The organism is Mesorhizobium japonicum MAFF 303099 (assembly GCF_000009625.1).
Lineage (GTDB): Bacteria > Pseudomonadota > Alphaproteobacteria > Rhizobiales > Rhizobiaceae > Mesorhizobium > Mesorhizobium japonicum.
This window is the reverse complement of record NC_002678.2, coordinates 892,570-916,164: the sequence shown is the minus strand read 5'-3', so window position 1 is coordinate 916,164 and position 23,595 is coordinate 892,570. Positions and strand designations below refer to the sequence as shown.

The following is a 23,595-nucleotide window of genomic DNA, read 5'->3' as shown; positions in this document are numbered from 1 at the left end:
GAGCGCGATTTTGCCGGCCAACGAGCCGGATTCGCCTAAAACCGCCAGAGCAATACCCATGAACATCTTCGCCGATTTCACCGCGCGAGTCACAAAGGCTGTCGAAGCTCTTGATTTGAAAGACAAGGACGGCATTTCGCCCGACCTGTCGCGCATTGCCGTCGAACCGCCGCGCGACGCCAGCCATGGTGACCTCGCGACCAATGCGGCGATGGTGCTGGCCAAGCCCACCGGCCAGAACCCGCGCGCGCTGGCCGAGAAGCTGGCGTTGGCGCTGCGCGATGACAAGGATGTCGCCGCCGCCGAGGTTGCCGGCCCGGGCTTCGTCAATCTGCGGCTCAAGGACGGCTTCTGGCAGGCACATCTGTCGGCGCTGCTGGGCGATGGCCGCAATTACGGCCGCTCGACGGTCGGCGCCGGCCGGAAAACCAATGTCGAATATGTCTCGGCCAACCCGACGGGGCCGATGCATGTCGGCCATTGCCGGGGCGCCGTTGTCGGTGATGCGCTCGCCAATCTGATGGCCTTCGCCGGTTACGACGTGACCAAGGAATATGTCATCAACGATGCCGGCGGACAGATCGACGTGCTCGGCCGTTCTGTCATACTGCGGTACCGGGAGGCGCTCGGCGACGAGATCGGCGAGATTCCGCCCGGCCTTTATCCCGGCGACTATCTGGTTCCTCTCGGCCAGGCGCTGGCGAAGGAGTTCGGCCACGGCCTGCTCCAGATGCCGGAGGATGAGGCGCTGGCCATCGTCAAGGACCGTGCGATCGACGCGATGATGGCGATGATCCGCGATGATCTGGCGCTGCTCAACGTCCATCACGACGTGTTCTTCTCCGAGCGCACGCTGCATGCCGACAATGCCAGGAAGATCCGTTCGGCGATCAATGACCTGACGCTGAAGGGGCATATCTACAAGGGCAAGCTGCCGCCGCCCAAGGGCGAGAAGCCGGACGATTGGGAAGATCGCGAGCAGACGTTGTTCCGCTCGACGGCGGTCGGCGACGATATGGACCGGGCGCTGGTCAAGTCGGACGGGTCGTTCACCTATTTCGCCGCCGACGTGGCGTATCTGAAGGACAAGGTCGATCGCGGCTTCGTCGACCTCATTTACGTGCTCGGCGCCGACCATGGCGGTTACGTCAAACGGCTGGAAGCGTTGGCGAGGGCAATCGCCGGCGACGAGGTGAAACTCACTGTCCTGTTGTGCAATCTGGTCAAGCTGTATCGTGACGGCGAGCCCATTCGCATGTCGAAGCGGTCGGGCGATTTTGTCACGCTACGGGAAGTCGTGGAGGAGGTTGGCCGCGACGCCATCCGTTTCATGATGCTGTACCGCAAGAGCGATGCGCCGCTCGATTTCGATTTCGCCAAGGTGACCGAACAGTCCAAGGACAATCCGGTGTTTTACGTGCAGTACGCCTCGGCGCGCTGCCATTCGGTGTTCCGGCAGGCAAGCGAGCAATTGGGCGAGGCGAATTTCGATCGCAAGAGCCTGGCTGCCGCCGCGGCTTCGCTGACCGACGAGGGCGAGATCGGCCTGATCCGCAAGCTCGCCGAATATCCCCGCCTGATCGAGTCCGCCGCTCTTGCGCTGGAGCCGCATAGGCTGGCATTTTACCTCTATGATCTGGCTTCCAGTTTCCACGGACACTGGAACCGGGGCACGGATAATCCGGACTTACGTTTTGTTAAGGTTAACGACCGACAATTGACGCATGCCAGACTAGGGCTGGTGCAGGCTGTTTCGGACGTTCTGACGTCCGGCCTGACGCTGATCGGAGCCGCTGCGCCCACCGAAATGCGTTAGGTTTGACTAAAAAACCTGTCACCTTTTGCCCACATTGCGCTGGTAAGGGCCAACCCTGCGCGACGTCCATGGCGTCCGAATGAGTGCGAGTTCGGGAACAATAATGGCAGACAGAACCCAGCTGAGAGTAGCCGACAACAACGACGTCGCTGACGATGATCCGTTCGCGGAACTGACCAGGATCATGGGATTCGACCCACGCCAGCCGGTCAAGCAGCAGGCGCGGGTCGAACCGCAGGCCGCTGCCGCCAGTCAGCCCGTGCAAGAGGACGATTTCGACATCGACCTCGAAAAGGAACTGATGGGTGAGTTCGACGCTGGTGACAGCGTCGACGCTCCGGTTGTCGAGGCTCATGAGCCGGCATTTGAAACGGCGGCCACGCAAGCGGCCGACGACGATCTTGCGCTGTCGCTCGACGACGATTTCCATCTGGACTTCACGGGTGCCGATGAGCAGGGGGCTGTCGCCAGCCATGCCAATCCCGGCGCTGCCGACGCCGCACCCTCCGTCGAACCTGCCTTCGACGCCGATTTCGACAACGCCGTCGCCAGTTCGCTCGAGGACGTTTCGCCCTTCGAGGACGATCTGCCGATGGAAGACGAGCTTGCCGCGTCGCTCGATCAGGATTTCCACATCGAGGCTGCCGAGATCGAAGAGGAGGCCGTCGAGGCCCAGCATGCGGTTGCCGAAGCGCCGGTGGCTGTCGAGCCGGCCGCCGAGCATGAATTCGACGACACGGTCGCGCTTTCGCTCGAAGACGAGCTGATGCTTGACGACCATTCGCCGGATCAGCGCCATGCGGCTGTGGCCGCGGTCGATTATCCGGAGCCGGCCGCGAACGAGGCTGAGGCGATTTCCGACGACGATTTCGACGGTCGCTTCGAGGCCGCAATGGCGGATGTCGATATGGATTTCGACGTTCATGCGGACGAGCCGGTGCCCTTTGATGCGGCAGAGGCGCACGACGCGCCCGCCGATGCCATGGATGCGAGGGAGGAGTTCTCGAGCTCCGAAGCCGTTTCGGACGATGATTTCGATCTGAACCTGGACGACGCGTTCGCCGAGCCTGCCGAAGAGCCGGCCGCCGAGGTTGCTGCTGCGGTCCAGCCGACAGCCATCATGGTTGAGCCCCAGCCGGCCGCCGCGGCGGACGAACGCAGCCTCGAAGACGAGTTGAACGCGCTGCTCGGCGCCATGACAGCGCGCACCTCGGCCAAGGAGCCTGTCGCGGCTCAGCCCGTTGTGGCTCAGCCGGTTGCCGCTCCCGTTCAGCCGTATGCTGCTCCATATGCTGCCGCGCCTGCAAAGGCCGCCGAGGAAGCTGCCGATCTCGACTGGGATCTCGACGAACATGCGACCGCGGATCCGCATGCCTCCAGCGCCGCCCACGCCGCCGATGCCGATCTCAACGATCTGCTGGTCGATGAGCTTCAAGGCCAGGATCTGGGCGCGGACCCTGCCGATCATGGCGACATCGATTTGGACGACGATGCGTTCGACGCGGCCTTGGCGAGGAGCCTCGATCCGCGCGACGAGGCAGCTTCGCGGCAGGATCAGGCCGATTCCCTCGATTGGCTGGCCGAACGCTCCGCACCGACCGAGCCGACCCGTTCGTGGAGCCGCGTGACACCGGTTCCCCAGCAGCCGACATTCGCCGCACAGCCGGCCGCTTCGATGGCGGCCAGGCCCGCCGTGCCGGAAATGGCCCCTGCAGTGGCCGTGGTGCCGTCCTACCGTGCGCCCGAGCCGGTTGCGGCCGCTCCCTATGCGGCGCCCGCTTCCGCGCCGCAGCCGCGACCGTCCTCGCGCTACGAAGAAGAGATGCCCGATGTCGAAACGGTCGATGTGCCTGAGCGCGTCGTGGCGTTGGCGGACGATCTCGACATTCCGGAACTGCATTTCGAGGAAGATGAACCGGCCGCATCAGGCTATGACGATCTCGACGCCGAGTTCGCCAGCCTTCTGACGGAAATGAATACGGTGGAGGTTCCGCCTGTTCCAGCTGCGCCCGCAAGCAGCGCTGCCTATGCCGATGAGACCTTTGATGGCGGATACAAATCGGCCTATCAGTCGCCGGCCTATGAAGAACCCAAAGCGGGTTATGACGGGGTCAAACCGGGTTATGACGGGGTCAAACCGGGTTATGACGGGGTCAAACCGGCCTATCAGCCGGAAGCGCGGACCTATGCGGCGCGGCCGGCGGAAATGCCCGCCCGTGCAGCAGCGAACACTGGCTATGCCGACGCCGCCGACGGCTTCGACCTCGACAATCTGCCCGGCAGCCAGCCGGTCTCGCAGGCGGACGATTTCACCGTCGATGAGCTCGACTATGATCCAGAGCTGGACGAAGCAATGTCCGTTCCGGGTCTCGGCGAGCGGGAAGCGGCCAGGCCGTCGGGCCGCCGTGGCCTTTTCATCGCAGCAATCGTCGGTGCCGTGGCGATCGCAGGCGGTCTTGGCGCCTTTGCCCTGTCTTTCGGCGGCAAGGGCGGCAGCGACGCGCCGGTGATCGTCAAGGCCGACAACTCCCCGATCAAGGTCAAGCCGGAAAATCCGGGCGGCACCGTGGTGCCGAACCAGGACAACAAGGTCTACGACGCGGTGGTCAAGGGCGCGAAGCCGGCCGAGCCGGTGCAGCAGAAGCTTGTCACCAACACCGAGATCCCGGTTGACGTGCAGGCCAAGGATCCGGCCCGTGCCGTCGATCTTTCTGCTGGCCAGGGTGCTACCGTCGGCGGAGCCGATGATGGCAATGCCGCGCCGACCGCCAGTGCGGCGCCGACTGCAAGTGCTGCACCGGCTGGCAATCTTGCTCCGGCCGACAATACGGCGCCCGCCCCCAAGTCCGAGGATCGCATCGCGCAGGTGCTGCAGGATACCGACAAGGGCAACAACACCGATGTCGTCGCCGTCGCACCGCGCAAGGTGAGGACGATGGTGGTCAAATCGGATGGCTCGCTGGTGCCGCGCGAGGATCCGGCGCCGGCCGCGCCGCAGGTTGCGGCCGCCGAGCCGAGCGATCCGGCGCCGCAGCATGTCGCCGCGCCGTCCGCCGATGCCGACCAGACCGGCACCGTGGCCCCGGCCGCGGACCAGTCGGGCGACGAGCCGGCGCTCAAGCCGGCGGCCAAACCGGCCAAGGCGCAGTCGGCCAACACGCCGGCCAAGGTTGCGATCGCGCCGCAGCGCCCGTCCGACCAGCCCGTCGACGTCGTCGGCGAGGTGAAGCCCGATCAGGTCGCGTCCATTGACCCGGCAACGACGGCGACCGGCAATGGTTCGTGGTCGATGCAGGTTGCTTCGCAGCCGACAGTGGAAAGCGCCCAGTCGACCTACCAGGATCTGCAGCGCCGCTATGGCAGCGTGCTTGCCGGCCGCACCGCCAACATCGTCAAGGCCGAGATTGCCGGCAAGGGCACGTTCTACCGCGTCCGCGTTGTGGCCCAGTCGCGCAACGATGCCATCAATCTGTGCACCAGCTACAAGGCCGCCGGCGGCAACTGCTTCGTCTCACGCTAGGCGCGTTCAACCCATCAAAGCCGGCGCGGCCCAAGGTTGCGCCGGCTTTTTCATGTGCCCAGCGTTTTTTCATATACCTGACTTTTTCATGTGGAAGCATGCCTTGTGATAGCGGCCTGAGATCCCAGACGATTCCCTTTGGCCGCGTGAAGCCCTAGACTCTTGATATGACCGAATCAAAATCCATGATCCTCGGCTGTGCCGGGAAATCGCTCACCCGCGAAGAAATCAATTTCTATCGCAATGAATGCCCATGGGCCTTCATCCTGTTTGCCCGCAACATCGGCGAGACCGAGCAGATCCGCGATCTCGTCGCCGAGATGCGCGACTGCATCGGGCGGCCGGACGCGCTGGTGTTCATCGACCAGGAAGGCGGTCGGGTGCAACGCCTGCGGCCGCCGTTGGCGCCGAACTATCCGGCGGGCGGGGCGCTTGGCGCGCTGTGGCGCGACGATCATGACGCCGGCGCCCGCGCTGCCTGGCTGATGGCGCGCCTGCACGCCTTCGACCTGCTGCGCTACGGCATCACCGCGGATTGCCTGCCGGTGCTCGACGTGCCGATCGAAGGCGCCAGCGACGTCATCGGCGCGCGCGCCTACGGCAAGGAGCCGCGCGCGGTCATCGAACTCGGCAGTGCCGCCGCCGAAGGCCTGATGTCGGGCGGCGTGCTGCCTGTCATGAAACACATTCCGGGGCATGGACGGGCCTTTGCCGACACGCATTTCGAGCTGCCTGTTGTCGATGCGTCGCTCAGCGATCTGCAACGGCATGACTTTGCCCCGTTCCGGGAGCTCAACGACCTGCCGATGGCGATGACGGCGCATGTGGTCTACAGCGCCATCGACCCCAAGAACCCGGCGACGACTTCCGGCAAGGTCATCGACGAGATCATCCGCCGCGACATCGGCTTTGACGGGCTTCTGATGAGCGACGACACCTCGATGAAGGCACTTTCTGGGGATTTCCCGACAAAGGCGGCGTCGATCCTTGCGGCGGGCTGCGATCTGGTCCTTCACTGCAACGGCGTTTTCGAGGAGATGGCGGGCATTGCGTCGCGCACCACGGGGCTTGAAGGCAAGTCGCTGGAGCGTGCAAAGCGGGCGCTGACCTATATAAGGAAACGCGACGCGGCCGAGGAAACCGAGATACGCGCCGAATTTGCCACCTATTTCGATGCGGTGGCCTAACCCAAGGAAGTGACAAAGGCAGTGGCGGAAACATTGGAAAGCAAGGCCGCGAAGGCCGCACCGATGGACCGCCTGTGGGCCGAGAACGACGATTCACGCGTCACCGGCGATCCGTCGCTGGTCGTCGACGTGGCCGGCTTCGAAGGCCCGCTCGATCTACTCCTGCACCTTGCCCGCACCCAGAAGGTCGATCTGGCGCGCATCTCGATCCTGGCGCTGGTCGAGCAGTATCTGGCCTTTGTCGAGACAGCGAGGGCGCTGCGGCTCGAACTTGCGGCCGACTATCTGGTGATGGCGGCATGGCTCGCCTTCCTCAAGTCGAAGCTGTTGATCCCCAAGCAGCCGGGCGAAGAGGGCGAAAGCGGCGAGGAACTGGCGGCCGTGCTGCAATTCCGGCTGAAGCGGCTGGAAGCGATGCGTGATGCGGCGGCGCGTCTGGTCAACCGCAACAGGCTCGGGCGCGACGTGTTCGCGCGCGGCATGCCCGAAATGGTCATCATCGAGAAGCGCAACGCCTATTCGGCGTCGCTCTACGATCTGCTGACCGCCTATGCCCAGCAGCGGCAGAAGCAGGCGGTCACCAATGTGACGATCGCCAGGCGGGGTGTGTGGTCGCTCAAGGATGCGCGCGACATCCTGACCCGGCTGATCGGCTCGCTGCGCGACTGGACGGCGCTGGACAGCTTCCTCATCCGATACATGACCAGCCCGGAAGAGCGGCGCACGGCGATCGCCAGCTCGTTCGCGGCGACACTGGAACTGGTGCGCGAGCGCAAGATGGATCTGCGCCAGGACGAGGTGTTCGCGCCGATCTATCTGCGCGATCACCGCGCACCGGCAATCAAGGCAGTCGAGGTGGCATCATGAGCGAACGCGCCAACGCTTCGGTTATCCCCTTCAAGGTGGACGATGAACTGGAAGGCGATCTCGACCAGACTTCGGCCGAGAATCCGGTGCAGAACCCGGCCGAGCGGCTGCATATTGCGGAAGCCGTGCGCATGGCAGAGGCGATCGTGTTCGCCAGCACCGAACCCGTCAGCGAAAAGCAGCTTGCCGCACGCCTTCCCGACGGCATCAATGTCGCCCTTGCCATGGCCGAGCTGCAGCAGGTCTATTCCCGGCGCGGCGTCAATCTGGTGCGGGTCGGCGACGCTTGGGCTTTCCGCACCGCCGGCGATCTCGCCTTCCTGATGAGCCGCGACACGGTGCAGCAGCGCAAGCTGTCGCGCGCTGCGCTCGAAGTGCTGGCGATCATCGCCTATCACCAGCCGGTGACGCGCGCCGAGATCGAGGATATCCGCGGTGTCGAGACGTCGAAGGGCACGCTGGACACGCTGCTCGAGACGGAATGGGTGCGCATGCGCGGCCGCCGCAAGACGCCCGGCCGTCCCGTCACCTACGGCACCACGGAAACCTTCCTCGACCATTTCGCGCTCGAGGAAATCCGCGATCTTCCCGGCATGGAAGAACTGAAGGGGGCGGGCCTGCTCTCGGGCCGCATGCCGTCGAATTTCTCCATCCCGCAGCCGCCGGCCGACCCCGACCTGCTGACCGAGGACGAGGATCCGCTGACCGACATCGATCTGGAGGAACTCGGCTTGCTGACGCCGCGCGTCACGGAAGATTGACCGCTGGCGCTCTGTCCAACTGCGCCGGTAGATCGTAGATGCGCCGATTGGTAGCGGGCCAGCGAGTCGAAAAAGCGTGACATCCGTCACCCTTTCATAAACTCTGTCGCTGTTGTGTTTGAATCCCAACGCGAAAACGCATAGATCATCGCCAGGGAAAACATTCGAGAGAGATTTGCTATGGGTTCATTTTCGATTTGGCACTGGATGATCGTGCTGGTGATCGTGCTGCTGGTTTTCGGCCGCGGCAAGATTCCCGAGCTGATGGGCGACATGGCCAAAGGCATCAAGAGCTTCAAGAAGGGCATGGCGGACGACGACGTCGCCGACGACAAACGCACCGTCGAACACCGTGCCGACGAGACCGTTTCGGCCGTGAAGGAAAAAGCCAGCAAGAGCTGAGCCAAAAAAGTTCTAGTCGGAACAGAGTGCCATGTTTGAAGTCGGCTGGACCGAAATGCTGGTGATCGCGATCGTCATGATCGTGGTCGTCGGGCCGAAGGATTTGCCCAATATGCTGCGCACCTTCGGTCGCACGACGGCGAAGCTGCGCTCTATGGCCGCCGACTTCCAGAAACAGTTCAACGAAGCACTGAAGGAAGCCGAGCTCGACGACGTCAAGAAGTCGGTCGACGAACTCAGGGGCCTCAGCCCCGTTGCAGAGATCCGCAAGCAGCTCAATCCGTTCGAACAGGCAGCGGCCGATGTGCGCGCCGGCGTCGACGCGGCGATGAAGCCGAAGCCGGCCGCCGATCCGGCAGCGCCTGCCGCTTCGACGCCGCAGGCGGCCGAGCCGCTGAAGAACGGTGCGACGGAAATGCCTGGCGTCAGCGCCGCGGGAGCCACGCCGCCGACGCCGATTTTCCCGGCCATGACCGATGAATCGGTGGTGGCGGCATCCACGGAACCTGCCGCGGCGCCGAAGGCATCCGCAGCCAAGAAAGCCGCCAAGGCGGCGCCAGCGGCAAAGGCGCAGCCCAAGGCCTCGACATCCGCGAAGTCGGTGACGGCAAAAGTCGCACCTGCTGCGGCCGCAAAAGCAGCATCCGCGCCTAAGGCGTCGACAAAGGCCGTGACAGCAGCAAAGCCCGCAAAGGCGGCTGCGGCAAAGACCGTGGCGAAAGCCGAACCGAAACCTGCTCCGGCGAAGAAGCCATCGGCCAAGAAGACGGCGGGAGCCGCCAAGTGAGCGTTTCGGACAAGGAAAAGGACGAGATCGAAAAATCGTCGGCGCCGCTGATCGAGCATCTCATCGAGCTACGTCGCCGGCTAATCTGGTCGCTCGGCGGCTTCTTCGTCGCCTTCCTGGTGTGCTTCTTCTTCGCCAAGAAGCTGTTCAACCTCCTGGTCGTTCCCTTCAAATGGGCGACGAAGTGGGCGGGTCTCGACCCGCACAAGGTCGAGCTGATCTACACCGCGCCGCAGGAATTCTTCTTCACGCAGGTCAAGCTCGCCATGTTCGGCGGCATGGTCATCGCCTTTCCGCTGATCGCCACGCAGATCTACAAATTCATCGCGCCCGGCCTCTACAAGAACGAGCGCAACGCCTTCCTGCCGTTCTTGATCGCGTCACCCGTCCTGTTCCTGATGGGCGCGTCGCTGGTCTATTTCTTCTTCACCCCGATGGTTATGTGGTTCTTCCTTGCCATGCAGCAGGCCGGCACGGACGACCAGGTGCAGATTTCGCTGCTGCCGAAAGTGTCGGAATATCTCAGCCTGATCATGACGCTGATCTTCTCCTTCGGCCTGGTGTTCCAGCTGCCGGTGGTGACCAGTCTGATGACACGTGTCGGCATGCTGTCGTCCAAGGCGCTGGCCGAGAAGCGCAAATGGGCGATCGTCATTGCTTTCGTCGTCGCGGCGGTGCTGACGCCGCCCGATCCGATGAGCCAGATCGGTTTGGCCATCCCGACCATCCTGCTCTACGAGGTCGCCATCTGGTCGGCCAGGCTGATCGAGCGCAGCCAGGAGCGCGAGCGCTTGGCGCGCGAGAAGCAGGAAGCCGGGGAGACCGTGGCCGACAAGACACCGGACGAGCCTCCGGCGCCGGCTGCTTCGTAAGCCGTCAGCGGCGGCGGAAAACAACAACCGCCACCCAGCCTCATCTTGCATCGGTCAAGGATGCGGTTTACGCCCTCGGAGCTTAGCTCAGGAGCGTTCAAACTATGCTTGACATCAAATGGATTCGCGACAACCCGAAGGCCCTTGTCGAGGCGCTGGCCAAGCGCTCGTGGTCGGCCGGCGAGGCGCAGTCCACGGTCGATGATTTGATCGCCAGGGACGAGGCGCGGCGCGAACACGTCACCGAACTGCAGACCAAGCAGGAGCGCCGCAACGCTGCCTCGAAGGAGATCGGCAACGCCATGCGTTCGGGCGATGCCGCCCTTGCCGAAAAACTCAAGGCTGAAGTCGGCGATATAAAAACCTTCATCCAGAATGGCGAGGCGCGCGAGCGCGAGCTCGACAAGGCGCTGACCGACGCGCTGGCGGTGCTGCCCAATGTGCCGCTCGACGATGTGCCGGTCGGCAAGGACGAACACGACAATGTCGTCAAGCACATCGTTGGCAAGGTGCCGACCCGGTCGAACTGGGTGAAGGAGCATTTCGAGATTGGCGAAGCGCTCGGCATGATGGATTTCGAGCGCGCGGCGAAGCTGTCGGGCTCGCGCTTTACCGTGCTGAAAAGCGGCCTGGCGCGGATGGAACGCGCCATCGGCCAGTTCATGCTCGACCTGCACACGACCGAGCATGGCTATGAGGAAGTGATCCCGCCGCTGATGGTGCGCGACGAGGTGCTTTTCGGCACCAACCAGCTGCCGAAATTCGAGGAGGACCTGTTCTTCACGCCACACGGAGAGGGCAGGCTTGGCCTGATCCCGACCGCCGAGGTGCCGCTCACCAATCTGGTGCGCGAGGAAATCACCGCGCATGAAAAACTGCCGCTGCGCTTCACCGCGCTGACGCCGTGCTTCCGTTCGGAAGCAGGCTCGGCCGGGCGCGACACGCGCGGCATGTTGCGCCAGCACCAGTTCTACAAGGTCGAGCTGGTGTCGATCACCGATCAGGATTCGTCGCTGGCCGAGCATGAGCGGATGACGCAATGCGCCGAGGAAGTGCTGAAGCGGCTGGAACTGCCGTTCCGCACCATGGTGCTGTGCACCGGCGACATGGGGTTTGGCGCGCGCAAGACCTACGACATCGAGGTCTGGCTGCCCGGCCAGAATGCCTATCGCGAAATCTCGTCCTGCTCGGTCTGCGGCGATTTTCAGGCACGCCGCATGGACGCCCGTTACAAGGACAAAGACGGCAAGGGCAACCGCTTCGTCCATACGCTCAACGGTTCGGGCACCGCTGTCGGCCGCGCACTGATTGCCGTCATCGAAAACTACCAGAATGAGGATGGCAGCGTAACCATTCCTGAAGTGCTGCGGCCTTACATGGGCGGTCTGGCAAAGATCGAAGCGAAGTAATGCGCATTCTTCTGACCAATGACGACGGCATTCACGCCGAGGGCCTGGCGTCGCTCGAACGCGTCGCGCGTACACTCTCCGACGATGTCTGGGTGGTGGCGCCGGAGCAGGACCAGTCCGGCTATGCGCATTCGCTGTCGATCTCGGAGCCGCTGCGGCTGCGCAAGATCGGCGAGAAGCATTTCGCCGTGCGCGGGACGCCGACCGATTGCGTCATCATGGGCGTGAAGAAGATCCTGCCTGGCGCGCCCGACGTGATCCTGTCCGGCATCAATTCGGGCGCCAACATAGCCGACGACGTGACCTATTCGGGAACCGTCGCCGGCGCCATGGAAGGCGCGCTGCTCGGCATTCGCTCGATCGCGCTTAGCCAGGGCTACTCTTATGTCGGCGAGGATCGCATCGTTCCCTATGAGACCACCGAGGCGCTGGCGCCGGCGCTGCTGAAGAAGCTCGTCGCGACGCCGCTGCCGGACGGCGTGCTGCTCAACGTCAATTTTCCCAACTGCCTTCCCGAAGAAGTCGTTGGCACGGTGGTCACCATGCAAGGCAAACTCGTGCATAGCCTGTGGGTCGATGAGCGCCGTGACGGGCGCGGCCTGCCTTACTACTGGCTGCGCTTCGGCCGCGAGCCGGTCGAGGGCAAGCAAGGCACCGACCTCCATGCGCTGCGCAACCGTCTGGTGTCGGTGACGCCGCTGCAGCTCGACCTTACCGCGCATGAGATCCGTGACCAGCTGAGCAAGGCGCTTGCATGAATTTGCCAATCGATGACCGCGAAGGATTTGCCGCTTTCCTGTTGCGCCTGCGCGGCAGGGGAACCGTGCCGAAGGCGCTGATCGCGGCTTTCGAGGCAACACCGCGGCGCGGTTTCCTGCCGGCCCACTTCCACCAGCTCGCCTGGTCAGACCGCATGCTGCCGATCGAATGCGGCGAGGCGATCGAAGGTGCCGACATGCAGGCGGCGGTAATCGCGGCCCTTGCCATCGAAGCGGGAAACCGCGTGCTCGAGATCGGCACCGGCTCCGGCTATACGGCGGCGGTGATGTCGCGGCTGGCGGCGCGGATCGTCACCATCGACCGCTACAAGACCCTGGTCGAGCAGGCCAGGCAGCGTTTCGAGGCGCTTGGCATCGGCAATGTCATCGTGCGCCAGGCTGACGGCTCCGGCGGCCTGCCTGCCGAAGGCCCGTTCGACCGCATCGTCGCTTGGGCCGCCTTCGACAGCCTGCCGCGCTTCCTGCTCGACCAATTGTCGAGCGGCGGCATCGTCATCGCGCCGATCGGGCCGGAAGAGGGCGAGCAGGTTCTGGCCAAGCTCACCAAGGTCGGCAGCCGTTTCGAGCGCGAGGATATCGGCCTCGTGCGGCTGCAGCCGATCCTGCGCAGCGTCGCGGCGGTCATCTAGTTTCCGGCAGAGCACTGGTCCGCGTTTGAACAGCTGTTCGGCCTCGTGATCCATGCGGCCAGCTATCCCCAAATGTTTTAAGAAAATTTTCGTCGGATTCTAATGGGTTAACCGACCAGTAACATTAACGCGCTTTAATCCGATCCAGTTGGTGCAGAGTTTGTGCGGGTTAGTGCGATGCAACTCAGTGTTTTGAAGACAAACAGTCGCAATCTGGCGCGGGGCTGCGCTGTTCTCATGATTGCGGGCGCGGCGGCCGGGTGCAGTTCCCAGGCTTCGCGGTTCAACAGTGTCGACGACGTCTTCACTTCCTCGACGAACAATCAGCGCGCCATCATCAACAAGCAGGATGCCGTGCAGCCCTATCCGGGCGATGTCTCGGCCGCGCCGCTCGACGGCAGCCACACGCAGTCGGTCAGCCGCTCCAGCCTCGAGCCGGTTTCGAGTCGGCCATTGCCGCCGCCCGCTTCAGCCCAGGCGCAACCCGCGCCGGCGCTCGCGCCTGCCGCCAATCCGGTGCGTGTCGCCTCGGCGCCGGCCATGGTTCGGCCCGCTCCTCATGTCGACAGGACGACAACCGGTACCGTCGAGCCGGCTGCCAAGCCATTCAAGAATGCCCAGCCCGACGCGCCGAAGGTGGCCGATGCGGGCAGGCCGCACGCGACCGAAATCGTCGTCAGGGACGGCGAGACCATTTCCGGCCTGGCCGCGCATTACAAAGTGCCGGCCGATGTCATCATGAAGGTGAACGGCCTGAGCCCGACCAAGGGGCTGAAGACCGGTCAGAAGATCGTCATCCCTGCCTATGCCTATTCGAGCAAGGCCGAGCCGAAGGTCGCCGACGCCAAGCAGTTGAAGGACGGGCCGGCGAAGGATGGCAAGCACGACCTGCCGGCCACCGCGCCGGACAAGGTAGCCGTCCTGCCGCAGCAGCCGAAGCTCAAGGAGGGGAAGTCCGCCGCGCAGGTCGACGCTTCGGCCGCCGCGAGCCAACCCAAGGAGCCCAAGCCGGCGCAGGTCGCCAAGGCAACCGGCGCCGGCGGCACCTACACGGTCCAGTCGGGTGACACGATGTCCTCGATCGCCAGGAAGACCGGAGTCGGCGTCGTTGCGCTGAAGCAGGCCAACGGCATGAAGGATGGCTTGCTCAAGATCGGCCAGACCCTGAAGGTACCGGCGGGTGGAACCGCGACTGTCGCCAGCTCCAAGCCGGCGAAGGTCGATCCGGTGACCACGGCAACCACGCAGCCTCCGGCAAAGACCACGCCGTCGGAAACGCTTGCATCCTATACGCCGCCGAAGAAGGACGCGAAGGTCATCCAGCAGGCCGAGGACGACGAAGCGGTGGCGCCCGATGCCACGGGTATCGGCAAGATGCGCTGGCCGGTACGCGGCCGGGTGATCTCCGGTTTCGGATCCGGCAAGGACGGCGTCGATATCGCCGTGCCCTCGGGCACGCCGATCAAGGCGGCCGAGAACGGCGTCGTCATCTACGCCGGCGACGGGCTCAAGGAATTCGGCAATACGGTGCTGGTGCGCCACGAGAACGGCCTGGTCACCGTCTATGGTCATGCCAGCTCGATCGAGGTGCAGCGCGGCCAGAAGGTCAAGCGCGGCCAGGAAATCGCATTGTCGGGCATGAGCGGCACGACGGACTCGCCGAAGCTGCACTTCGAAGTGCGCAAGAACTCGGCGCCGGTCGACCCCTCTGGCTATCTCGAATAGTCCGGCTATCTCGAATAGAAGAAGAAAGCGATTTTTGCGGGACGTCTGACCTCCAGTCCGGCCCGCCGGCTTGGCCCGCCCCGCAAGGAGCGGGCTTTTTCAGTTGCTGCAAAGCCCGCCCGCACGGTTCACAGATGATCGCGGAGCGTGTCGGCGATCATCTCTTCGAGGCTGCTGGCCTTCACGCCCAGAAGCGCCTCGGTATCGGAGGCATCAACCAGCAAAGGTTTCTCGAATAGATAGCTCATCTCGATGGCCTCATGCATGCCCAAGGCTTCGATCTCGGGGACGGAATAGGAAAGTGTCCCTGAAACCTCTTGTCCCAGCATCGCCGCGGCTTTCTGGATGAGCTCCCGGGGTGAGGCGTATTGCGAGGGAACGTGAAACGCGCGTCCCCACTCACCCTTGTAAAGGGCCGCCGCGACAAGTGTCCTCGCGACGTCCTTGGTGAAGGCCCAGGCGTGGGTTGCGTCGAGGTCTCCGATGAAGGCGGTAGGCTTGCCCTCGATGATGGCGGGCAGCGCGATCAGTGAGAAGTAGCTGATCGCCCCATGTCCGAGATAGTCGCTGGAGCGTATTTCGATCGCCGGTATGCCGGCTCGAACCGCCCGCTGCCACATGATCGTCCTGGCGGTTCCCTTCCTCGAAGTCGGGTCCAGGGGCAGGTCGGAGCGAAGCGGGCTATCGGCATTTTCTCCATAACCATAGAGGTTTCCGAGCACGATGAGCTTGGCGCCGACCGCTTCGGCCGCGCGCACGGTGCCGTCGATGATGGGGAAAAAGTCGGTCGGCCACCGATGATATGCGGCCATGGCACACATGAAGATGGCATCGGCACCCCGGCAGATACGCGACAGTTCCGAGGCATCCGTGGCATCGGCCTGTACGGTCCGCACGTTCGGCAGCGCGTTCGAACCGACGCTTCGGCTGGTGAGGACGACATCATGTCCTTCCTCACCAAGAAGGCGCGCGGTCTCGCGTCCAACCGGGCCTGCGCCGACAACAACATAGAAACTCATGGCAACCTCTCTTCCAAGTTTGATGGAGAGGCGTGCGTACAGTTTCGCTGCATTGAAAATCGCGCGGGAATTGCCAAATCTTGAACAGGTTTCGCCATGAATCGAGAGAGCATGCGTCCACAATTCGCTCCGGCCCGATCCCCATCCGACGTCGCAATGATCTCCCGGCACATTGAGGCAGGCGTGCATCGTCTGCCGCGGGCGCCGCACCATCGCGTCATGGTGCATGCAAGCGCGGCGACACGCTCCTACTGCAATCAGGTTGGGCGCTATTTCGTCAGGCGCGCCGGCGATATCGACCTGGTGCCGGCTGGCGAGGAGGGTGGCTTCGAGGCTGAAACCGCGTTCGACACGGTCGAGATCGTCTTGCCGCCGGCCCTGATGGAGAGGGTGGCGGCGGAACTTGGCGGCAGGGCGCTGGTATCGCGGCTCGACACGCGCCATCTGCTTCGTGACCAGCGCATCGAACATCTCGCTCGCGCGCTCCAGAACGATCTCGATGCAGGCGCACCGAGCGGCTCCCTGTTTGCCGACAGCATTGGCGCCGCGCTGGCGGTCAGGCTGCTTGGTGTCGACGACGATATAGACATCGAACGGACGAACCGCTTGTCGGATACCCAGCTCAAGCGCGTCCTGGAGCACATCGAGGCCGCTCTCCACGAGCCGCTTTCGATCGATCGACTGGCCCGGGTTGCCGGGGCGAGCAGCTCGCATCTGCGGACATGGTTCAAGGTGGCGACGGGCGTCACCCTGCATCGCTACGTGCTGCGACGCCGCGTCGAACGCGCGCGCCTTCTGCTGGAGCGAGGCGATCTCAGCACAAGCGAGGTCGCGGAACTGACCGGCTTTGCGCACCAGTCACATCTGGCGCATTGGATGCGCCGCGAGATTGGCCAAACGCCGCGCGACGTACGACGGGCGCGGCCGCCCAAGTGACATCCTGAAGTTTGCTTTGGCGGTGGCTCAATCCTTGAGCGGCTTGCCAAGCCGCCCGGCCAGATCCTGCGTGAACTGCCAGGCGACGCGGCCCGAGCGGCTGCCGCGCGTCGTCGCCCATTCCAGCGCTTCCGCGCGCAGCTGCTCGGGGTCGATGTCGAGGCCATGATGGCTGGCATAGGCGTTGACCATCTCGAGATACTCGTCCTGCGAACATTTGTGGAAGCCGAGCCACAGGCCGAACCGGTCGGACAACGAGACCTTCTCCTCGACCGCTTCGGACGGGTTGATGGCGGTCGAGCGCTCATTGTCGATCATGTCGCGCGGCAGCAAATGGCGGCGGTTCGAGGTGGCGTAGAAGATGACATTGGCCGGACGGCCCTCGACGCCGCCTTCGAGTGCCGCCTTCAGCGACTTGTAGGACGTGTCGTCATGATCGAAGGACAGGTCGTCGCAAAACAGGATGACGCGGAAGGGCGCGGCCTTCAGCAGACCCATCAGCTTCGGCAGCGTGTCGATGTCTTCACGGTGGATCTCGATCAGCTTGAGCGGCAGGTCGGACTTGGCCTTTTGTGATTTGGACTTGGCATTGATCTCGGCATGCACGGCCTTGACCAGCGACGATTTGCCCATGCCGCGCGCGCCCCACAACAGCACGTTGTTGGCGGCAAAGCCGGCGGCGAAGCGCTCGGTATTGTCGACGAGGATGTCGCGGACGCGGTCGACGCCGCGGATCAGGCCGATGTCGACGCGGTTGACCTTGCGCACCGGCTCCAGATAGCCGGGATCCGCCTGCCAGACGAAACAGTCGGCCTCGGCGAGGTCGGTTTCAGGCACCGGCGGCGGGGCGAGGCGGCCGACAGCCTCGATCAGGCGGTCAAGTTTCTTGTTGAGGGCGTCGATGGTGCTGTCGGTCATTTCAGGTCTTTTGGCTCGTTTCCTGGGGCGGGCAGGTGGGACACGTTCGAATCCGTCGGGTTCGAAACCGGTCCCAACCTTTTGTTCGAGCGTGATCTTTTCGGTAAACCGGCTCCCGCTTTTCGCGATCATGCTCTAACACGAGCGAACAGGCCGGAAAAGCAGCCGATTTGGTCGGTCGCGCAGTTGCATTGACAACTTTACCGACTATATTCCGGCCAAATTTCACGGAGCCGCCAAATTTCATAGCACTCGGTTTGGCGGCTGTTTTTCAAAATTCAGGAGTACCTCGATGTTCGTGACACCGGCATACGCCCAAGGCATTGGCGGCGCCTCTCCCGATATGTTCATCAGCATTTTGCCGTTTGTCCTGATTTTCGTGATCATGTATTTTCTCATCATCCGCCCGCAGCGCACGCAGCTGAAGAAGCGCGGCGAGATGCTGGCGGCGGTCCGCCGCGGCGACACGGTCGTCACCGGCGGCGGTTTCGTCGGCAAGGTGACGAAGGTGATCGACGACAACGAGCTCGAGATCGACCTCGGCGGTGGCACCAAGGTGACGGCGCTGCGCTCGACGATCGCCGATGTGCGCGTCAAGGGCGAACCGGTGGCCAACCAGAACGCCAAGAAATAACCCAATTCAAGGCGGAGCGATCCGCGGACACGCTCTGACGGACGACGCCATATGCTGTATTTTTCGCGCTTCAAGATGATCCTGATTTGGGTGGCCGTTGCCATCACAGTGATCCTCGCCGCGCCCAATCTGTTCCCTGCCAGCACGCTGGCCCAGCTGCCGAGCTGGGTGCCGAAGCGGCAGATGACGCTCGGCCTCGACCTGCAGGGCGGTTCGCACATCCTGCTGGAGATGAACCAGAACGATCTGATCAAGGATCGGCTGGAGACGACGCGCGACGAAATCCGCACGCTGCTGCGTGATGCCAAGATCGGCTATACCGGCCTTGCCGGCACCGGGCGCACTTTGCAGGTCCGCATCACGGATCCGGCCCAGCTCGACGCTGCGAAAAAGGCGTTGAAGACCTTGACCGATCCTGTTGCCGCTGGCCTATTCTCCGGCGGCTCCATCCAGGAAATGTCGCTGGACGATTCCGAGCCGGGTCTGCTCAAGTTCACCGTCACCGACGCTGGTATCAAATACCGCACATCGACCGCATTGGCGCAGTCGATCGAAGTGGTCGAGCGCCGCGTCAACGAACTCGGCACCACCGAGCCTATCGTGCAGCGGCAAGGCGATGACCGCATCCTTGTCCAGGTGCCGGGCCTGCAGGATCCGCAGCGGCTGAAGGAAATCCTCGGCCAGACCGCGAAGCTGACCTTCCAGATGGTCGACCAGTCGATGCCGGTGCAGGACGCGCTCAAGGGGCGCCCGCCCGCGGGCTCGTCGGTGCTGTATTCGCAGGACGATCCGCCGGTTCCGTATCTGATCGAAAACCGCGTCATCGTTTCGGGCGAAAACCTCGTCGACGCGCAGGCGACCTACAATTCGCAGAACAACGAGCCGGTGGTTTCATTCCGCTTCGATTCGAAGGGCGCCGCCCGCTTCGGCCAGGCGACCTCGCAGAATGTTGGCAAGCTGTTCGCCATCATCCTCGACAACCAGGTGATCTCGGCGCCGCAGATCCGTGAACCGATCCTCGGCGGCACCGGCCAGATCTCAGGCAATTTCACCGCCCAGAGCGCCAATGATCTGGCCGTGCTTTTGCGAGCCGGTGCGCTGCCGGCGACGCTGACGGTGATCGAGGAACGCACTGTCGGTCCGGGCCTTGGCCAGGATTCGATTCATGCCGGCAAGGTGGCCGGCATCATCGGTTCGATCCTCGTCGTTGCCTTCATGTTCGTCGCCTACGGCTTCCTCGGTTTCCTCGCCAACATCGCGCTGGCGGTGCACGTGGCGATGATCGTCGGCCTGTTGTCGCTGCTTGGGGCGACGCTGACCTTGCCCGGTATTGCCGGTATCGTGCTGACCATCGGCATGGCGGTCGATTCCAACGTGCTGATCTACGAACGCATCCGTGAAGAACGACGGGCTGGCCGCTCGGTGATCCAGGCGATCGACACCGGCTTCTCGAAGGCGCTGGCGACCATCGTCGATTCCAACGTTACGTCGCTGATCGCCACCGTGGTGCTGTTCTATCTCGGCACCGGCCCGGTGAAGGGCTTTGCCATCACCTACGCCATCGGTATCCTGACCACGGTGTTCACCGCTTTCACCTTCACGCGCCTGCTGGTGTCGATCTGGCTGCGCCGCGCCCGTCCGAAGGAATTGCCGAAGGCGCCGGTGACCTTCATTCCGCCGGGCACCAAGATCCCCTTCATGGGTATCCGCCGCTGGACGTTCGCGCTGTCGAGCTTCCTGTCGGTGCTGTCCGTGGTGCTGTTCATGACGGTCGACATCAATTACGGCATCGACTTCAAGGGCGGCTCGATGATCGAGGTGAAGTCCAAGAGCGGCGACGCCAATCTCGGCGATATCCGCGCCAGGCTGATGGAGCTCAACATCGGCGAAGTGCAGGTGCAGCAGTTCGGCGCGCCGAACGACGTGCTGATCCGCGTCGGCACGCAGGATGGCGGCGAGAATGCCGAGCAGACGGTCATCGACAAGGTACGCGGCGAGTTGCAGGACCAGTATGATTTCCGCCGCGTCGAAGTCGTGGGGCCGACGGTTTCCGGCGAACTGGCCAAGCAAGGCACCATCGCCATGCTTGTCGCGCTGGTTGGCATCCTGGTCTATGTCTGGTTCCGTTTCGAGTGGCAGTTCGCGGTCGGCGCCATCGTTGCGACAGTGCACGATGTGGTCATGACGCTCGGTTTCTTCGTCATCACCGGGCTCGAATTCAACCAGTCGTCGCTGGCGGCGATCCTGACCATCATCGGCTATTCGCTGAACGACACGATCGTGGTCTATGACCGCGTCCGAGAGGATCTGCGAAAATACAAGCGAATGCCGCTGCCGCAGCTGTTGAACAACGCCATCAACGAGACGCTGTCGCGAACGACGCTGACCTCGGTGACGACGATCCTGGCGTTGCTGGCGCTGGTGCTGTTCGGCGGCGAAGTCATCCGCTCCTTCACCATGGCAATGCTGTTCGGCGTTGTCTTCGGTACCTATTCCTCGATCTTCATCGCGGCACCGCTGCTGATCCTGTTCAAGCTGCGGCCGCAGGCTTCGGCCGACGAGGAGAAGCCGGTCAACGGCGGCAAGGCGGTCGCGACCTGACGCGCGGCCCCGAAGGGGTGACAGAGTAGTGACCGGCAAAGGCATCGTCATCCGCGAGGCGCATTTCCCCGGCCGCGCGCCGATCGAGGCCTATGGCAATGGCGGGTTCCGCTTTGCCGACATGTCGCATCGCGGCTCGCTGCTGTGCCTGCCATCCGGCATCCATGGCTGGGAGCCGTCGGACGCTTCAGCGCTGACGGTGGTGGATTTCGAAAAACTGTTGGCCGAAGCCGACAAGGTCGAGATCCTGCTGGTCGGCATGGGCAAGGATCTCCGGCCTCTGCCAGCGGCGCTGCGGGCGGCGCTGAAAGAGGCTGGCATTGCGTCCGACCCGATGTCGACCGGGGCTGCGGTGCGGACCTACAATGTCCTCCTGGCGGAAGACCGCGCCGCGGCCGCCGCGCTCATCGCCGTCGATTGATATGTCGCAAAATGCCAAAATCGTCATGGACGCGGTGCGCGCCGCCGATCATGACCGTTATCTGACGGCACTCTATGCGCCGGCCGACAAGCGCGAAGCGCTGTTTTCGCTCTACGCTTTCAATGCTGAAATCGCCGGCATCCGCGATCGCATCCATGAAGCATTACCGGGCGAGGTGCGGCTGCAATGGTGGCGTGACCTCATCGCAGCCGACAATGATGCAGCCATCGGCCATCCCGTCGCCGACGCGCTGAAGGCGACAATTTCCGGCCACCACCTGCCGAAACTGGCGTTCGACAACATGCTCGAGGCGCGCATCTTCGATCTCTATGATGATCCGATGCCGTCGCGCACCGACCTGGAAGGCTATTGCGGCGAGACGGCAGCCGCGCTCATCCAGCTTGCGGCGATGGTGCTCGATCCCGTCGAGGCGCCCCGCTTTGCCGAATTGGCGGGCAGGGCGGGCTGTGCGCAGGCCATGACCGGGCTCTTGCTTCTGTTGCCGCTGCACCGCAAGCGCGGGCAGTGTTTTGTCCCGGCCGATATACTGGCGGCGGCGGGGTCGTCGCCGGAGGAGTTTGTTGCCGGCGATGGCGGGCCGGGTGCGCAGCGCGCGGTGGCCGCGATGATAGCGCTGGCGCGCGAACATCTTTCCGCTTTCGAGCAGGGCGCTGCAGAGCTGCCGGCATCGCTGCGTCCGGCATTCCTGCCGCTGGCACTGTCGCGCGCCTATCTCGACAGGACGGAAGGGGCGCGCCAATCGACGCTCGATGGCGTCGCGCGGCTGTCGGCCTTGCGCCGGCACTGGCTGCTGGTGCGGCGGGCAAGCAAGGGCTGGCCGGCACTTTGACGTAAACGTCAATCGTGCTAAGGATTCGGCCGTGCCGGGAACTGTCGCCAGAGATGACAGGCCGGCCCGGAGGGAATCCATGAGCTTGCCCGTTCTGGTCGCGATCGTCGTCCTTGGCATAGCGCTGTCGGTTGCCGCGGTGCATTTCACCGGCGGCAGCAAGACGGCCACGCTGGCCGATCCCGATCAGGCGTTGCGCCGTTTCGCCGAGGATTTTCCGGATGAAGTGGCGACAGCGATCCGCCTGACGGCGAACGCCAAAACGGCATTCCTGGACCTTGGACGAGGGCGAACCGGCATCGTTCACAGCATTGGCGACTGCTTTTTGACGCGTATCGTCACGGCTGCGGACGTCTCGGTGTCCAGTTCCGACGAGGCGAACACAATTCTGATGCGGTTGACCGACTTCACCTGGAAGGGCGGCCGCTTCCACTTGGCCAATGCCGGCGATGCGCAGGCCTTGCTGAAGGCTCTTGAAGCACGCCATGCCGCCAAGGAGGCCGCGTGATGGACAGCTATGATTTTCCGCAGGTCACCCAGCTGGCCATTCCGTTCTTCGTCGCCGCCATCCTGATCGAGCTCTGGCTTGTGCGCACCGGCCGCGCCAAGGGCTCGTTCGAGACGCGCGACACGCTGACCAGCCTGATGATGGGCACAGGCAATGTCGTCGCCGGGCTGTTGCTTGGCGTCGTCTCCTACTGGGCGCTGCTGTGGCTGTGGCAGTTCCGCGTCTTCAATCTCGGCCTGTCGGTCTGGGTGTTCCTCGCTGCCTTCCTGCTCGACGATCTGCGCTACTATGTCTACCACCGCATCGCGCACCGGGTGCGCTGGGTGTGGGCCGAGCACGTCAACCATCACTCCAGCCAGCACTACAATCTGTCGACGGCGCTCAGGCAAAGCTGGACGGGTCTGTTCACCTTCATGTTCGTGCTGCAGGCGCCTTTGGTGCTGCTCGGCTTTCACCCGGCGGTGATTGCCTTCACCTTCGGCTTCAACCTGGTCTGGCAGTTCTGGATCCACACCGAGACTATCGGCAAGATGTGGGGCTGGTTCGAATTCGTCTTCAACACGCCCTCGCACCACCGCGTCCACCACGCCACCAACCCGCGCTATCTCGACGCCAACTATGCCGGCACGTTGATCATCTGGGACCGCATGTTCGGCACATTCGTCGAGGAGTTGGAAGAGGACCGGCCGCGCTACGGCATCGTCAAGAATCTGGGCACCTTCAACCCGTTGAAAGTGGCGTTCCACGAATGGATCGGCATGTTCAGCGATGCGTTTGCGCCGGGGCTGATCTTGAGCGACCGGCTGAACTACCTGATCAAGCCGCCAGGCTGGAGCCATGACGGCTCGCGCGAAACCTCGGAGAGCCTGAAAGCTGCCTATGTCAGGCGAAATCCGGGTGAGGCTGGCAAGCCGGGACTGCCGACGGCGAATGTCGAGCCGGCGGAATAGGGGA

21 protein-coding genes are annotated in these 23,595 nt (G+C 63.6%); 19 read left to right on the top strand and 2 right to left on the bottom strand.

The features are described from left to right. Positions 1-58: 58 nt before the first annotated feature. The 12 genes from argS to MAFF_RS05465 all read left to right on the top strand — a co-directional run bounded on the left by argS (position 59) and on the right by MAFF_RS05465 (position 14,754). Positions 59-1,816, top strand: coding sequence for an arginine--tRNA ligase (gene argS / locus MAFF_RS05520; protein ID WP_010909897.1), 1,758 nt, complete (start codon positions 59-61; stop codon positions 1,814-1,816). 103 nt (positions 1,817-1,919) lie between these two features. Next, entirely contained in the window at positions 1,920-5,336 is a 3,417-nt protein-coding gene (locus MAFF_RS05515) for an SPOR domain-containing protein (protein WP_044547815.1), read from the top strand. Positions 5,337-5,503: 167 nt separating this feature from the next. Next, positions 5,504-6,523 (top strand): beta-N-acetylhexosaminidase, encoded by a 1,020-nt coding sequence (gene nagZ, locus MAFF_RS05510; protein ID WP_010909895.1) that lies wholly within the window; start codon positions 5,504-5,506, stop codon positions 6,521-6,523. A 63-nt stretch (positions 6,524-6,586) separates the two neighbouring features. Next, a complete protein-coding gene (locus MAFF_RS05505) occupies positions 6,587-7,390 on the top strand; it encodes a segregation and condensation protein A (protein ID WP_044550554.1) in 804 nt (267 codons plus the stop codon). After that, a complete protein-coding gene (gene scpB, locus MAFF_RS05500; protein WP_010909893.1) occupies positions 7,387-8,151 on the top strand; it encodes an SMC-Scp complex subunit ScpB in 765 nt (254 codons plus the stop codon). The genes MAFF_RS05505 and scpB overlap by 4 nt, the downstream gene beginning before the upstream one ends. 180 nt (positions 8,152-8,331) lie before the next feature. After that, on the top strand, positions 8,332-8,553 hold the full coding sequence (locus MAFF_RS05495) for a twin-arginine translocase TatA/TatE family subunit (RefSeq protein ID WP_010909892.1): 222 nt from the start codon (positions 8,332-8,334) through the stop codon (positions 8,551-8,553). A gap of 31 nt (positions 8,554-8,584) precedes the next feature. After that, on the top strand, positions 8,585-9,340 hold the full coding sequence (gene tatB, locus MAFF_RS05490) for a Sec-independent protein translocase protein TatB (RefSeq protein WP_044547812.1): 756 nt from the start codon (positions 8,585-8,587) through the stop codon (positions 9,338-9,340). Then, positions 9,337-10,212: a twin-arginine translocase subunit TatC gene (gene tatC, locus MAFF_RS05485; RefSeq protein ID WP_010909890.1), complete on the top strand. Its 876-nt coding sequence runs from the start codon at positions 9,337-9,339 to the stop codon at positions 10,210-10,212. The genes tatB and tatC overlap by 4 nt, the downstream gene beginning before the upstream one ends. Before the next feature lie 104 nt (positions 10,213-10,316). After that, a complete protein-coding gene (gene serS / locus MAFF_RS05480; RefSeq protein WP_010909889.1) occupies positions 10,317-11,621 on the top strand; it encodes a serine--tRNA ligase in 1,305 nt (434 codons plus the stop codon). Then, on the top strand, positions 11,621-12,379 hold the full coding sequence (surE, locus tag MAFF_RS05475; protein WP_010909888.1) for a 5'/3'-nucleotidase SurE: 759 nt from the start codon (positions 11,621-11,623) through the stop codon (positions 12,377-12,379). Before serS ends, surE begins: the two co-directional genes overlap by 1 nt. Then, the gene (locus MAFF_RS05470) at positions 12,376-13,029 is read left to right on the top strand and encodes a protein-L-isoaspartate(D-aspartate) O-methyltransferase (protein WP_010909887.1); all 654 of its coding nucleotides are present in this window, start codon (positions 12,376-12,378) and stop codon (positions 13,027-13,029) included. The genes surE and MAFF_RS05470 overlap by 4 nt, the downstream gene beginning before the upstream one ends. Before the next feature lie 177 nt (positions 13,030-13,206). Continuing rightward, entirely contained in the window at positions 13,207-14,754 is a 1,548-nt protein-coding gene (locus MAFF_RS05465) for a peptidoglycan DD-metalloendopeptidase family protein (protein WP_010909886.1), read from the top strand. A 128-nt stretch (positions 14,755-14,882) separates the two neighbouring features. Here MAFF_RS05465 and MAFF_RS05460 read toward each other — a convergent pair whose 3' ends face one another. Then, a complete protein-coding gene (locus MAFF_RS05460) occupies positions 14,883-15,773 on the bottom strand; it encodes an SDR family oxidoreductase (protein ID WP_010909885.1) in 891 nt (296 codons plus the stop codon). A gap of 111 nt (positions 15,774-15,884) precedes the next feature. Between MAFF_RS05460 and MAFF_RS05455 the strand changes: the two genes are divergently transcribed. Beyond that, on the top strand, positions 15,885-16,709 hold the full coding sequence (locus MAFF_RS05455) for a helix-turn-helix domain-containing protein (protein WP_032930533.1): 825 nt from the start codon (positions 15,885-15,887) through the stop codon (positions 16,707-16,709). Positions 16,710-16,736: 27 nt separating this feature from the next. Here the strand turns inward: MAFF_RS05455 and MAFF_RS05450 are convergent, their stop codons facing one another. Next, positions 16,737-17,627 (bottom strand): ATP-binding protein, encoded by an 891-nt coding sequence (locus tag MAFF_RS05450; RefSeq protein ID WP_010909883.1) that lies wholly within the window; start codon positions 17,625-17,627, stop codon positions 16,737-16,739. 292 nt (positions 17,628-17,919) lie between these two features. Here MAFF_RS05450 and yajC point away from each other — a divergent pair, with 292 nt between their 5' ends. The 6 genes from yajC to MAFF_RS05420 all read left to right on the top strand — a co-directional run bounded on the left by yajC (position 17,920) and on the right by MAFF_RS05420 (position 23,591). Continuing rightward, positions 17,920-18,261 (top strand): preprotein translocase subunit YajC, encoded by a 342-nt coding sequence (gene yajC, locus MAFF_RS05445; protein WP_010909882.1) that lies wholly within the window; start codon positions 17,920-17,922, stop codon positions 18,259-18,261. Between the two features lie 51 nt (positions 18,262-18,312). Further along, on the top strand, positions 18,313-20,862 hold the full coding sequence (secDF, locus tag MAFF_RS05440; protein WP_010909881.1) for a protein translocase subunit SecDF: 2,550 nt from the start codon (positions 18,313-18,315) through the stop codon (positions 20,860-20,862). A 28-nt stretch (positions 20,863-20,890) separates the two neighbouring features. Then, positions 20,891-21,283 carry an Mth938-like domain-containing protein gene (locus tag MAFF_RS05435; protein WP_010909880.1) on the top strand — a complete coding sequence of 131 codons (393 nt, stop codon included), beginning with the start codon at positions 20,891-20,893 and terminating at the stop codon, positions 21,281-21,283. A gap of 1 nt (position 21,284) precedes the next feature. Then, positions 21,285-22,133 (top strand): phytoene/squalene synthase family protein, encoded by an 849-nt coding sequence (locus MAFF_RS05430; protein ID WP_044547806.1) that lies wholly within the window; start codon positions 21,285-21,287, stop codon positions 22,131-22,133. Positions 22,134-22,212: 79 nt separating this feature from the next. Continuing rightward, on the top strand, positions 22,213-22,641 hold the full coding sequence (locus MAFF_RS05425; RefSeq protein WP_044547803.1) for a hypothetical protein: 429 nt from the start codon (positions 22,213-22,215) through the stop codon (positions 22,639-22,641). Beyond that, a complete protein-coding gene (locus MAFF_RS05420; RefSeq protein WP_193364006.1) occupies positions 22,641-23,591 on the top strand; it encodes a sterol desaturase family protein in 951 nt (316 codons plus the stop codon). The genes MAFF_RS05425 and MAFF_RS05420 overlap by 1 nt, the downstream gene beginning before the upstream one ends. Positions 23,592-23,595 lie beyond the last annotated feature (4 nt).

Bases quoted from the DNA above. Each gene is read 5' to 3' on its own strand.
- yajC (WP_010909882.1), top strand. From the start codon at position 17,920: ATGTTCGTGACACCGGCATACGCCCAAGGCATTGGCGGCGCCTCTCCC.
- surE (WP_010909888.1), top strand. From the start codon at position 11,621: ATGCGCATTCTTCTGACCAATGACGACGGCATTCACGCCGAGGGCCTG.
- argS (WP_010909897.1), top strand. From the start codon at position 59: ATGAACATCTTCGCCGATTTCACCGCGCGAGTCACAAAGGCTGTCGAA.
- MAFF_RS05420 (WP_193364006.1), top strand. From the start codon at position 22,641: ATGGACAGCTATGATTTTCCGCAGGTCACCCAGCTGGCCATTCCGTTC.
- MAFF_RS05460 (WP_010909885.1), bottom strand. From the start codon at position 15,773: ATGAGTTTCTATGTTGTTGTCGGCGCAGGCCCGGTTGGACGCGAGACC.
- MAFF_RS05505 (WP_044550554.1), top strand. From the start codon at position 6,587: ATGGACCGCCTGTGGGCCGAGAACGACGATTCACGCGTCACCGGCGAT.
- MAFF_RS05495 (WP_010909892.1), top strand. From the start codon at position 8,332: ATGGGTTCATTTTCGATTTGGCACTGGATGATCGTGCTGGTGATCGTG.
- MAFF_RS05465 (WP_010909886.1), top strand. From the start codon at position 13,207: ATGCAACTCAGTGTTTTGAAGACAAACAGTCGCAATCTGGCGCGGGGC.
- secDF (WP_010909881.1), top strand. From the start codon at position 18,313: ATGCTGTATTTTTCGCGCTTCAAGATGATCCTGATTTGGGTGGCCGTT.
- MAFF_RS05430 (WP_044547806.1), top strand. From the start codon at position 21,285: ATGTCGCAAAATGCCAAAATCGTCATGGACGCGGTGCGCGCCGCCGAT.
- MAFF_RS05515 (WP_044547815.1), top strand. From the start codon at position 1,920: ATGGCAGACAGAACCCAGCTGAGAGTAGCCGACAACAACGACGTCGCT.
- MAFF_RS05450 (WP_010909883.1), bottom strand. From the start codon at position 17,627: ATGACCGACAGCACCATCGACGCCCTCAACAAGAAACTTGACCGCCTG.
- nagZ (WP_010909895.1), top strand. From the start codon at position 5,504: ATGACCGAATCAAAATCCATGATCCTCGGCTGTGCCGGGAAATCGCTC.
- serS (WP_010909889.1), top strand. From the start codon at position 10,317: ATGCTTGACATCAAATGGATTCGCGACAACCCGAAGGCCCTTGTCGAG.
- MAFF_RS05425 (WP_044547803.1), top strand. From the start codon at position 22,213: ATGAGCTTGCCCGTTCTGGTCGCGATCGTCGTCCTTGGCATAGCGCTG.
- MAFF_RS05470 (WP_010909887.1), top strand. From the start codon at position 12,376: ATGAATTTGCCAATCGATGACCGCGAAGGATTTGCCGCTTTCCTGTTG.
- tatB (WP_044547812.1), top strand. From the start codon at position 8,585: ATGTTTGAAGTCGGCTGGACCGAAATGCTGGTGATCGCGATCGTCATG.
- MAFF_RS05455 (WP_032930533.1), top strand. From the start codon at position 15,885: ATGCGTCCACAATTCGCTCCGGCCCGATCCCCATCCGACGTCGCAATG.
- scpB (WP_010909893.1), top strand. From the start codon at position 7,387: ATGAGCGAACGCGCCAACGCTTCGGTTATCCCCTTCAAGGTGGACGAT.